We start from the raw sequence: 11,589 nt of genomic DNA, 5'->3' as shown, positions 1-11,589 counted from the left end.
AATCTATTTCATTGACGAAAAGCGCTTTAATCCAGATTATTGCTAGTATACGGACAATGCGGGGATGGCTTCCGACAGTTTATCCCTCATCCCCTCCTGATCGTGAAAGCCGGTGCAGTGGATGCATCGGTTCCTCTCTCACACAAATTCCTGCGCTTCGGGTCGCCCCCGATCCGCCTCCCTGCGCCGGCCTCCGCGCCGGACCGACGCCGCTTGCGCGGCTGCCTAAGACGAGTCCGATGACACACAGCCTGCCCTTGTCGTTTCCCGTGCTGCCTTCCCTGCGCCGCCTGGTGCAGATCGCCTGTCTCCTGCCGCTCGCGGCAGGGCCCACGCTGGCGCAGTCGCCGAGCGCAGTGGAAAGCTTCACGGGAGAGGCCGGTCCGCGCACCGATCCGGGCGCCATCGGCGTGGCGCCCGACGGGAGCGTCAGGTGGCACGGGCCGCTTGCCCCCTACGCCGCCGACCTCGCGCGGGCTGGGCTGAGTTTCGACGTGAACGTGTACGACTTCTTCTACGCGAACCCGAGCGCGGGTCTGCGCCCTGGTCAGCTCTCGCACTCGACCTACTACCTGCTGAGTCTCGATGCCGACCTCGAACGGCTCGCCGGCATCAAGGGCGGCCTGTTCCACTTCACGCAACTCTTCATCGGCGCGCGCTGGAACAACCGCAACATGGACGGTGATGTGGGCGACAGCACCGTCGGCTACCAGCCGACCTTCAACCGCGACTTCGCCCGCCTGTCGACGCTCACCTACGAGCAGCGCCTGCTCGACGACCGCCTCTCCGTCGAAGTCGGGCGCACGCATCCGAATCGATACTACGCGCTACCGCCTTGCCAATCGGCGGCGAGTTGCTTCCAGGATATCCTGCAGATCAATGCCGGCCTTACCTCGCCGCTCTACGGCGTCTGGGGCGGCAACGTCGCCTTCAAGGTCAGCCCGGAAAGCTACGTCCAGGCAGGCGCCTTCGCGGTGACGGGGCGCGCCAACTTCTCCTCGGGCTACGATTGGGGCACCGAACCCCTGAACGGCGTCGTGACCCTGGCCGAGATCGGCCGCGCGACCACCTTCGCGACCGACCTCTATCCGGGCCGTGTCGCGCTGACCGGCTTCTACAACACCGCCGACCATGAGGATAATTTCCGGACCGTGTTCGGGCGCTCGAAGGGGCTCAATCCGAGCGATCCCGTCCTGCAGCGCTCCGGCACCTCCGGCGTGATCCTCACCGGCTCCCAAGTGGTCTGGCGGGCCGATGGCGGGGGGGATGCCGCCAACCTCAACCCAACCTCGATCCAGGCCTATACCAGCCTCGCCTACGCCCCGGATCCGACGATCCCGATCCGCTGGAACGCGTTCGCCGGACTCACCCTCCAGGCGCCCGACCAGAGCCGTCCCCTCGACCGATACGGCATCAAGGTGAACTGGCAACGGATCGCCGCCGATTACGCGCTCTTCCTCGGCGATGCCAACCTGATCTCGGGCGGGCGCGGCGGCGCCTATTCGCGGGACAAGCTGGTATTCGAGGCCAACGCCCATCTTGCGCTCGGCGAGGGCATCTTCTTCGAACCCGTGGTCCAGTACCTCGTCAACGGTAATTCCTACTGGAACCCGTTCACCCCGAACCGCTCCAAGGACGGCTTCTACGTTGGCGCCACGCTGATCGTGCCGCTCGGCTCGATCCTCGGCCTCGCGCCGGGCTGATCCATAGCCGGATCCTATGTTCAAGATCCCCCTTGGGCGGTGTTTCAGCTTGCGCTCGGCTTTAATGAGAGCGAACACGCCGAATATTGCCTCTCCAGCTCCGGAAGTAGCGAAAGTACGACCACACTTAGCTGAATGCCTGGTCAGTTCCTGATTTCGATCGTACCCCCGAAGGCGTAGGAGATGGCAGGCCGCAATGGGTCGACAGCGCTGGGTTCGTACATGGCTGCCCTAGGTCGGCTCACTGTGTAGAGCCGCCGAGGTGGCGGTAACCGCACCAAGGAGGGGTGCCCGTCGACGGCCCCTACGGAAGAGCTAGGCTCAGTCGAGACATCAGAAAATTTCGCTCGCCCTGTGACCGGCGAGCGTCCGACGGCGAAAAGCACGTCATGAGCTTTCGATCCGCCTTGAGGCTGATGAGCCTGCCGCACGATCCACCGGATCGCACGAAGGACCGTGCGGTGGATCCGGCCGGCCCCGATACGTGGAGCGCGCTGATGGCGGCCGCGCAGGATGGGCATGGGGGTGCCTACCGCCGGCTTCTGAACGAGACGACCGATTGGCTGCAACGCTACTTCCGACGCCGGCTGCCGCCCGGCGACGTCGACGATGCCGTGCAGGAGGCGCTGCTCGCGATCCACCGGCGACGCCACACGTTCGATCCCCGCCAACCCTTCGGCCCGTGGATGGCGGCGATCGCCAAGCGCAAGTGGGTCGATCAGCTCCGCACGATCGCGCGTCGCCCGACGGAGGAGTTATCGGACGATCTCGCGGTCGCGGATCACGAATCCGCGGTGATGTGCGCGACGACGCTGACCGGCTTGCTCGTGCATCTCCGGCCCGCGCAGGCCCACGCCATCAGGATGGTGAAGCTGCAGGGCTACAGCATCGAGGACGCGTGTCGGGAGACGGGCCTCACAGCGTCGGCCGTCAAGATGAACATCCATCGAGGGCTCGCGCGCCTGACCGCCCTGATCGAGGACGCCGATGACCTCCACTGACGCCCTGATTCTCGGCCTGTCGGCCGATCTTGCTCCCGTGCGGCGGCGAAGCGTGCGCCGCGAGGTCGGCGCCCTCCTTGTGCTCGCCGCCGGTGAGCTGGCCCTCATCCTGATGGCCGGCGGCATGCGACCGGACATGGGCGAGGTGATTCTTTCCCCCTTCATGGCCTGGAAGATCGGCGGGCTCGCTCTTCTCGCCGGCGTGAGCTGCGCGATCGCGCTCCGGTCCTTCGCACCGCCGGCAGCCTCGCGCCGCGAACTCGCCTTCGCGTTCGCTCTCGCCGTCCTCGTGATGGTCGCAGGCGTCGTCGTGACGAACTCCGCCGAGAGCGGCCAGCCGCTGATCGAGCGCTTGGCCCCGGCACGCGGCCTGCGTTGCGCGATCGCGATCGTCGTCCTGTCGCTTCCGTTGATGAGCTTGCTCGCGGTCCTGATGCGCCGCGCGGCACCGGTCCACCCGAAGCGCAGCGCGCTGGCAACGGGCTTGGCCGCAGCGACCTGCGGCGCGCTGGTCTTCACCGTCTGCTGCCCGGCCAACGACCCACTCTACATCGCGGTCTGGTACGCGGTAGGAATTGCGGCCGTCGCTGCCGCGGCGCGATGGCTTCTGCCACGCCGCTTCCGCCTGTAGCCCACCGGGCCCGCACGGTCGCCTTCAATCTCACGTCGCCGATGGCCTCCCCCGATGCATCCATGCGCATCGGGACGGTCGGCACGCGCCCATTCCTCTCAAACTCAGGGAGATCGCCATGATCTCGACCGCCGCGCTCGCACCAGCCTCCACCGCTTCGTCTTCATCCTGGCTGAAACGGTACTACGGCGCCCGGGCGCTGTTCTCGATTGTATGGGTCGCCCTTGCCTACACGATCGGCAAGGCGCAGCCGACGGTCGGGATCGCCCTCCTGGTCATCTACCCGCTGTGGGATTGCGCCGCGAATGGCGTCGATGCCGCGCGCAACGGCGGCCTGCGTGCGAACCCCTCACAGGCACTCAACGTCATCGTCAGCGCCATCGTCACGCTGGCGATCGTTCTCACCGTAGCGTTCAGTCACGATCTCCATGCCGCCATCGGCGTGATCGGCATCTGGGCCGGCCTATCGGGCCTCCTCCAACTCGCGACCGGCATCCGGCGCCGGCGCAGCGTCAGCGGGCAATGGCCCCAAATTCTGAGCGGCGCGCAATCGAGCTTGGCAGCCGCGCATATCCTCATGATGGCGCTCAGCCCGTTGCTGATCGTCAGCGTCGCTGATGTCGGGCTCTACGCCGCCTTCGGCGCCGTCTACTTCGCCGCTTCGGCCGCGATGCTCCAGCTCAAACGATAGACGTGCCTCCTTCTCACGCTGCCTCGAACGACGGCAGCAGAACTTCGGAGTGAGCGATGATGAACCGTAGAACGATATTGGCCGGCTCGATCGCGGCTGCAGGAACTCTCTCGCTGCCGGCCCGGGCCGAAACGAGGAGCAAAGCGGTTCCCGCCCGCAACGTCGTACTCGTGCACGGCCTCTTCGCGGACGGCTCGTGCTGGTCCGACGTGATCGGTCGCCTCCAGATGTCGGGCCTGACCGTCACGGCCGTGCAGAACCCGCTGACGACGCTCGAAGAGGCCGCCGATTCGGTCCGGCGCGTGCTCGCGCGGACCGAGGGGCCGACCGTGCTGGCGGGCCACTCCTTCGCGGGCACGATCATCTCCGAGGTCGGGGACGCCGAGAACGTCTCCGCTCTCGTCTACATCGCCGCGCGGGCGCCGGATGCCGGCGAGGATTTCGCCGCGCTGGGGAAGAAGTTCGCGGTCGCACCTGCCACCGCCGGTATCCTCTTCGATGGCGACGAGGGACGCCTGAGCGAGGAGGCCTTCCTGCGCGACTTCGCCGGCGACATCGCGCCCGCCCGCGCGCGGATCCTGTGCGCGGCGCAGCAGCCCTTTCGCAAAGCTCTGACCCAGGCGAGAACGACGAAGGCCGCTTGGCACATGAAGCCGACCTACTACGCGGTGTCGGACGACGACCGCACGATCGATCGCGATCTGCAGCGTTTCCTGGCCAAACGCATGGACGCCCACGTCGTCTCGCTCGGTGCGAGCCACCTCTCGCTGATCTCGCATGCGCCCGAGGTCGCCGCTCTCATCGAGCTGGCCGCGCGGGGAAGTTGACCGGGCCCCGACAAGGCGATCGCGCTGATCCCGTCAGAAGCCGATGCCGCCCGGTTCATCAGCCGCTTTCACCTGCAAGGGCGATGCTTTACGCGCCATCACGATCGCCGAGGATTTCGACGGGCGCTGAACGTTGGCGGCGAGCTCTATGGACGTCGGACTGTCGAGTTGGACAGCGGAATTCCAGGGCCGAATTGGGATCGCCAAGGTGATCCGCTGGACGAACGATGCAGCGGTCACGGGCAAGATAGTAGCCCACTTGAAACCACCGTTTGTGACGCGTCGAAAGCGGCGGTTTGGCGCATAACTAGTTGAGTTTGGCTTGACGTGCGGTGCCGTGTCCCAGAAGTGAGAAGATCTCAGGTTGAGCCGTCTTGTCAAAACCACCATATATCCAGCGCCCGGTACCGCAGAACGCAGATGATAGTGGCGCGTGAAAATCGCCCTTTTCGGGCGCTCGATAGTGTCGAAGTTTGCGCTGGAGTCTTGTTTGCTGCCAAGGCGGCTCATGATCCTAAGCCGGCTTTGGAGACCGGGGGCACTGATCCGTGATCCCGCATCGAGAAGGGATACGGGGTCGCAGGGCGAAGCGAGGTCCAGGACCCCATCTGTGGGGGAGTTCGAGCGGCTTACGGAGAAGCATTATGGGTAGCGAGAGAGCGGTGCTGGCAGGCGGCTGCTTCTGGGGCATGCAGGACCTGATCCGTCGTCAGGACGGCGTGCTGGCGACCCGCGTCGGCTACACGGGTGGCGACGTGCCGGATGCCACTTACAGAAACCATGGGACGCATGCCGAAGGCATCGAGATCGTCTTCGATCCGGCCCGGACGAGTTACCGACGCGTCTTGGAGTTTTTCTTCCAGATCCACGACCCGACCACCCCGAACCGGCAGGGTAACGACCGGGGCCTCAGCTACCGCTCGGCTATCTTCTACGTCGACGACGATCAACGTCAGGTCGCCGAAGCTACCATCGCCGATGTCAACGCATCCGGTCTATGGCCGGGAGAGGTGGTTACCGAGGTGGCACGCGTAGGACCCTTCTGGGAGGCCGAGCCGGAGCACCAAGACTACCTGGAGCGTCGGCCAGACGGCTACACGTGCCACTTCGTTCGCCCGAACTGGGTGCTGCCGGCCCGGGCGCCTGCGACACAGGATACGGGAGCCTAACCGACAAGATCGGTCAGCGAACGGTTGCTGCTGTTCGGGTCTCGCGCGCGCCGATCAACGAGACGAGGTCGTTTAGTCGATAGGAGGGGTGCCGAAGGTGCCGTCGTCCCCAGATGAGACGACGGCCACGGCCTCTCAAACAGCTACGAGATACATGCCCCCTGGACGCGTGAGCTTCGGGGCATGGTCGCTCCTCAGGCCGGAATGCTTTCTGGCGAAGCGGTGTCCTCTGCACTCACACCGTTCTCCCTGTGCCGGAAGTCGCTGAGCGCCTGGTAGACCTGCAGACGGGCCCGCATGATCGAGCCCAGCGGCCGGTGCGCCGCGAGGCTGTGTGCCGGGCGGAAGGTCATCACCTCGTCGAAGTAGCGAACCCGGTCCGACCCATAGGCGTCTTGGCGCGGCAGGCGGAGCGTGGCGATCGTACGGTAGGGGCTGACCGAGACCGGCCAATCGACCGAGGAATCCTCGATGGGCTGCTTCTCGGCGTCCGCCCAGAGCTGCGCCTTCAGCTCGAACACGACGTCATTCTCGCGGAAGAAGGCGATTGTGGCGTGCCGGAAGCCGTCCTCGTCCTGGTGCGGGTCGAGCCGCCACTCGGACAGCGCACGCTGGGCGTCGGCGGACGGTACAGCCCCGAGCTTGGCGACGTAGTCGCCGTAGCGGACGGGCGCCTGGCTGAAGTAGCTATCGGCCAGCGGGTGACTGAACGGGTGGCCGAAGAAATCGGCCATCGCGCTCTCCGTGCCGAAGGCGTGCAGCGCCCTGTTGAGGTTGCGCGCGGTCGAGGAGACGGCGCTCTTCACCCCTTCCGGCAGGCCCGTCGACTGACCGATGACCGTGCCGTCGCGCAGGAAGCCGGCTGCGGTACCGGATGGGAAGGTGGTGCCGGTGGCCAGCACGAAGTCCTGGGTATCGACCGCGTGGCCGGGCAGCTTCTCGCCGCTCACGCCGAAGACCTTGATGGACATGCCGCGATGGGTCGAGACCCGGTCGCCCAGGGTTTCGCCCGGACCCTGGGCGAAGCGTACCGCGACCGGGTACGTCCCCGGCGTGGCGAACAGGCCCTGAGCCAGTTCGGGCGGCAGGCCCGCGGCCACCGTCATCTCGCCCGTGACGCAGGCGGAACTCTTGGCGTGGCTGGCGCGGACCGCATGATGTTCACGCTTCTCCACCGTCCGCGACTGTTGGGTCATGCCCTGGATGATGCCGTCGATGGTCTCCTGCTCGTTGGGGGCGGGCCGCTCGATGTCGGGGGCGTAGCGAAGGTAGGTCATGCCGATCTTTCTCGTGCGCCGCGGCCATTGGAACAGCCGAACGCTTTCCATTCCCGCCCTGCCGGAAGCCCGCGTGCCCGCAAGCCCAGGTTGGGTCACCCCGGAACAAGCATCCCGGCGCAGCGACGTTCCCAAGATCGTTCACGAGCGATTGAGTGGGGCGCAATCCGGAACGTCGGCCTTTCCGCCCCGTTCTGTCCCGAGACGAACGAGGGACGAGACCTTGCAAGCACCTGTCCGTTACAGCCCCGACGTCGAGGTAGTGAGGCCCGACGAGGCCCGGACCATCGAGCAGCTCAACGAGACATTCGACACCATCCTGGAGACGGTCGCGAACGACTCCGGCCATGCGGTTCGCTCGGTCCATGCCAAGTCGCATGGCATCCTGGAGGGCACGCTGACGATCGACGCAGGGTTGCCGCCTGAGCTCGCACAAGGGCTGTTCGCGACGCCGGGCGAGCACAAGGTCTACATGCGGATGTCGACCAATGCCGGCGACATCCTGCCGGACGCGGTCTCACTGCCCCGCGGCCTTGCCCTGAAGGTCTTGGACGTCGCTGGAGAGCGCTTGCCGGACGCGGAAGGGACGACCCAGGACTTCGTCATGGTCAACGGCCAGGTCTTCCAGGCGCCGAACACCGAGAAGTTCCTGGGCAGCTTGAAGCTCCTGGCCAAGACCACCGACCGGATCGAGGGTGTCAAGGTCGCCGCTTCCACCGTGCTGCGCGGAGTCAACAAGGCGCTGACCGCGATCGGTATCGAGAGCCCGACGCTGGGCTCGCTCGGCGGCGCGCCGAATGTCGACCCGCTCGGCGAGACCTATTACAGCGTCACCCCGTTCCGGTACGGCGATCACATCGCCAAGTTCTCGGTCGCTCCCGTCGCTCCGGCGCTCAAGGCGCTGACCGGGACCGAGATCGACGCCTCTGGACGCCCGGACGCGATCCGAGAGACCGTCCGGTCCGAGATGGCCGGCATCGAGGGGGTCTGGGAGTTCCGGGTGCAGCTCTGCCGCGACCTCGAACGACAGCCGGTCGAGGACCCCACGGTGCAGTGGGACGAGGAGGAGGCGCCGTTCCAGCGCGTGGCCATCATCACGGTGCGGCCGCAGGACAGCTGGAACGCCGAGCGCGTCGATGCCGTGAACGAGCGCATGCGCTTCGCGGTCTGGACCGGGCTCGCTGCGCACCGGCCGCTCGGCAACATCAACCGCGCCCGCAACGCGCCCTACCGCCACTCGGCCGAGTTCCGGCAGCGCTTCAACGGCTGCCCGATTCACGAGCCGGCTGGCCACTGAGAAAGACGGTGATGCGAAGCCTCGGAACGTTCGCCGCGGTGGCGGCCCTCACCACGACTTGCATGGGCACCGTTTGGGCGGAGGAACCGGCGAAGACGCCGTTGAAGCCGTTCAGCGTCACCATCCGGGTTTTCGACCCCACGAAGGGCATCGAGGGCGGTCAGGACTACGTGCTGCCGGTCGACAGTCCAGACGCCGAGCACGCCATCGCCTCGACGACCGCGAACGCGGCATCCTTCACGAGGAAGACGGAGGGCGGGAAGCCACTGCCCGTCGCCTTCACATGCATCAAGGTCGAGCCGCGCTGAGTGATCGGATCCATGTCGACGGAAGCGAACAAGGACTTGGTCCGCGCCTACTTCACGGCGTTCCGGGACCGGGACGCGGCGTGGTGGCAGCGCTTCATCGCCTCGGACTTCGTACGCCACGACCCTGGCCTCGACTTCGAGGTCCGGGGCCCGGACGGTGTCGCCCGGCTCGGCGAGGTGCTGCACGGCGCTTTCTCGGACATCGAGATGCACATTGCAGAGGTCATCGCGGAGGGTGACCGAGTGCTGGCGCGATTGCGCTTCACCGGGCGGCATACGGGCGAGTTCGAGGGAACTCCGGCCACGGGCAACGGGGTCGATATCGCCGTGATGGACTACTTCCGCGTCGCCAACGGGCAGCTGGTCGAGCACTGGGCGCTCATGGACAATCTTGGCATGCTCCGACAGATTGGCGCTGTAGAAGCTTGATTTCGCCGCCTCACCGAACGACCTAGGATCGCTTACGACGCCGGCTCCCATATTTCATCAATAATTCTCGCGACGGGATTGCGGCGTACCTGCAGTTTTCGACTGATCGGACCCTTGCAGGATTAGACAAAATGTCCGCTAATGGCGCATCGTAGCCAGCTAAGGCGAACTGATTTCTTGCTGGAAACAGGGGTCAAGACTACCGCGAGTCCGCCACCTGTACGGCCCTCGGGACCAAATGGGCGGGTGCGCGAAAACCGCGCTTTTCGAGCTGCCGGTAGCTTCAGTATCTCAACCGCATTTCATTCATCGGACAGGCCAGCCTACGAACCCAAGCGCAATTTGATGCGACTGATGCCGAAGGCTTGGATGGGTCGGTTCTCACGTCTTCCGCGGCCGCATCCAGCAACGGCGATGGCCGAGTGAAGGGTCAGAACTGGTAGCAACGCTCGGCGACGGAGGTGGCTTGAGTGGATCTGGAGGATCCACGTTTCTCCATGCTCCGCGCTGCGGAACAGGCAACCTGAATGGGTTGGGCGACTTGATAGCCGGGCGCGATGGCGCTCGCCAGGAGTGACGCCCGCCATGCCCGGAACCGAGATCCGCCTTGCCCTCGATGCGATCCCGATGGGAGGTATGAAGGAGGGGGCCGCCGGGGATGAGAAGGTGCTGTTCGTGCGCGACGCCTCTGGCGTGCGAGCCTTTCAAGCCAAATGTCCGCATCTTGGAGCGCCCCTCGCCAAAGGCGAGATCTGCGGTGAGCGCCTCTACTGCCCCTGGCACAAGGCTGCTTTCGCGCTGGACGACGGGAATCTGGAGGAGCCGCCCGCCCTCGATTCCCTGAAGCGCTTTCCTGTTCGCATCGAGGGGTCAGAGGCCATCGCGACCCTCACGCCGGAACGCGCGGCGACGAAGACAGCGAACACATCCGTGGAGAGTGTGCTTATTGTCGGATCGGGCGCAGCGGCCGTCGCTTGCGTAAAGACCCTCCGCCGCGAAGGCTATCGCAGCCGCATCACTATGGTCGGCCGCGAGGCGCACCCTCCCTACGACCGGACCAAACTGTCCAAACAGTTCCTGGCCAAGCCGACCTCGCCAGAAAAGGTGCTGATCGAGGCCGGGTTCGTCCAGTCCAACCAAATCGAGCATGTCATCGAGGAGGTCACCCAAATCGATCCTTCTCGACGCACCATCACCCTGAAGGACAACCGGACCTTGGAGGCCGATGCGATCCTCGTCGCCACCGGAAGCCGTGCGGTGATGCCGGACTTTCCCGGCAACCACCTCGGTGGGGTGTTCACCCTTCGCAGTCTCGATGACGCGATCCATGTGAGCGAGGCGGCAGACGAGGGCAAAAAGATCGTCGTCGTGGGGGCCGGCTTCATAGGCATGGAAGCTGCCGCGTTCCTAAAGAAGCGCGGGCTTCCCGTCACCGTGTTGGCACGCGAGAAGGTACCCTTCGCCAAGCGCTTCGGCGAGGCAGTGGGCTCAGCCCTGATGCAGTACCATATCGGCAACGGCGTCGTTTTCGAGACCGGTTCCGTTGCCCGGCTTGCCGGTACGGAACGCGTCGAAGCTGTCGAGACGGAGGACGGAGGACACCTTCCGGCCGACATCGTTCTCGTCGGAGCCGGTGCTCAGCCGGAAACGCAACTATTTGTGGGCATCGAGCCCGACGAGAGCGGCGGCATCACGGTCGGCAGCGACCTGAGGCTCGCGGAGGGCGTATGGATCGCAGGCGATATCGCCGCCTTTCCGGAGAAGGCGAGCGGCGAGACCGCGCGGATAGAGCATTGGCGCCTCGCTCAGCAGCACGGTACCCATGTTGCTCATGCCATCCTCGGCCGGGACGGCGTGTTCGCGGGCGCCCCATTTTTTTGGAGCAACCAAGGCGACAAGCGGCTCGATTACGGCGGCTACGCCAAAGGTTTCGACCGTATCATCATGCAGGGGGATCCCGCCGCCCTCGACTTCATCGCCTATTACGTCATGGGTGACAGGGTTACAGCCGCCTGCAGCGTCGGTCGCAACGAAGCCTTCACCGCCTTTCTGCACTTGCTCGGCCTCGGACGTCTGCCCTCGCCGGCCGAGATCGAGGCTGGGGCAGACCTGCCCGCCCTCGCTCGCGCGGCTGCCTAAGGCCCGGCAATCGGCAGCGAGGTTCCGGTTGATCGAGGGCCCGGATAGTCTGGGAGGCAACGCTCTGAGCTACTGCGAGTCAAATTCAGCATATCGCGCGACGCAGCTCATAGTTTG

General features: G+C 65.5%; 12 protein-coding genes. 10 read left to right on the top strand and 2 right to left on the bottom strand.

The genetic code is table 11. From position 1 onward, the window contains the following. Window positions 1–239 precede the first annotated feature (239 nt). From MFF26_RS09345 to MFF26_RS09325, 5 genes are all read left to right on the top strand, one after another. Window positions 240–1,703 (top strand): carbohydrate porin, encoded by a 1,464-nt coding sequence (locus MFF26_RS09345; RefSeq protein WP_137827496.1) that lies wholly within the window; start codon window positions 240–242, stop codon window positions 1,701–1,703. A 416-nt stretch (window positions 1,704–2,119) separates the two neighbouring features. Next, on the top strand, window positions 2,120–2,704 hold the full coding sequence (locus MFF26_RS09340; protein WP_238307912.1) for a sigma-70 family RNA polymerase sigma factor: 585 nt from the start codon (window positions 2,120–2,122) through the stop codon (window positions 2,702–2,704). Further along, window positions 2,691–3,335 carry an NrsF family protein gene (locus tag MFF26_RS09335; RefSeq protein WP_137827495.1) on the top strand — a complete coding sequence of 215 codons (645 nt, stop codon included), beginning with the start codon at window positions 2,691–2,693 and terminating at the stop codon, window positions 3,333–3,335. The genes MFF26_RS09340 and MFF26_RS09335 overlap by 14 nt, the downstream gene beginning before the upstream one ends. Before the next feature lie 118 nt (window positions 3,336–3,453). Further along, window positions 3,454–4,026 carry a DUF308 domain-containing protein gene (locus MFF26_RS09330; protein ID WP_137827494.1) on the top strand — a complete coding sequence of 191 codons (573 nt, stop codon included), beginning with the start codon at window positions 3,454–3,456 and terminating at the stop codon, window positions 4,024–4,026. 56 nt (window positions 4,027–4,082) lie between these two features. Further along, the gene (locus tag MFF26_RS09325; RefSeq protein ID WP_373324392.1) at window positions 4,083–4,853 is read left to right on the top strand and encodes an alpha/beta fold hydrolase; all 771 of its coding nucleotides are present in this window, start codon (window positions 4,083–4,085) and stop codon (window positions 4,851–4,853) included. Between the two features lie 33 nt (window positions 4,854–4,886). Here the strand turns inward: MFF26_RS09325 and MFF26_RS09320 are convergent, their stop codons facing one another. Continuing rightward, a complete protein-coding gene (locus MFF26_RS09320; RefSeq protein ID WP_137827493.1) occupies window positions 4,887–5,363 on the bottom strand; it encodes a hypothetical protein in 477 nt (158 codons plus the stop codon). Between the two features lie 134 nt (window positions 5,364–5,497). On the opposite strand from MFF26_RS09320, the gene msrA reads away from it, so the two are divergent. Next, window positions 5,498–6,022, top strand: coding sequence for a peptide-methionine (S)-S-oxide reductase MsrA (gene msrA / locus MFF26_RS09315; RefSeq protein ID WP_137827492.1), 525 nt, complete (start codon window positions 5,498–5,500; stop codon window positions 6,020–6,022). Window positions 6,023–6,216: 194 nt separating this feature from the next. Here msrA and MFF26_RS09310 read toward each other — a convergent pair whose 3' ends face one another. Continuing rightward, entirely contained in the window at window positions 6,217–7,299 is a 1,083-nt protein-coding gene (locus MFF26_RS09310; RefSeq protein ID WP_137827491.1) for a catalase family protein, read from the bottom strand. 223 nt (window positions 7,300–7,522) lie between these two features. Between MFF26_RS09310 and MFF26_RS09305 the strand changes: the two genes are divergently transcribed. The 4 genes from MFF26_RS09305 (at window position 7,523) to MFF26_RS09290 (ending at window position 11,472) form a co-directional block, all read left to right on the top strand. Then, window positions 7,523–8,596, top strand: coding sequence for a catalase family protein (locus tag MFF26_RS09305; protein ID WP_137827490.1), 1,074 nt, complete (start codon window positions 7,523–7,525; stop codon window positions 8,594–8,596). A gap of 11 nt (window positions 8,597–8,607) precedes the next feature. Beyond that, window positions 8,608–8,904: a hypothetical protein gene (locus tag MFF26_RS09300; protein ID WP_137827489.1), complete on the top strand. Its 297-nt coding sequence runs from the start codon at window positions 8,608–8,610 to the stop codon at window positions 8,902–8,904. Window positions 8,905–8,916: 12 nt separating this feature from the next. Beyond that, window positions 8,917–9,333, top strand: coding sequence for an ester cyclase (locus tag MFF26_RS09295; protein ID WP_137827488.1), 417 nt, complete (start codon window positions 8,917–8,919; stop codon window positions 9,331–9,333). A 585-nt stretch (window positions 9,334–9,918) separates the two neighbouring features. After that, window positions 9,919–11,472, top strand: a complete 1,554-nt coding sequence (locus MFF26_RS09290) for an FAD-dependent oxidoreductase (protein WP_137827487.1) — start codon at window positions 9,919–9,921, stop codon at window positions 11,470–11,472. Window positions 11,473–11,589: the final 117 nt, after the last annotated feature.

Origin of the sequence: Methylorubrum suomiense (genome assembly GCF_022179765.1) — a bacterium.
In the GTDB taxonomy this organism is placed as follows: Bacteria; Pseudomonadota; Alphaproteobacteria; order Rhizobiales; family Beijerinckiaceae; genus Methylobacterium; species Methylobacterium suomiense.
This window is presented reverse-complemented; position numbering and strand designations above follow the sequence as displayed.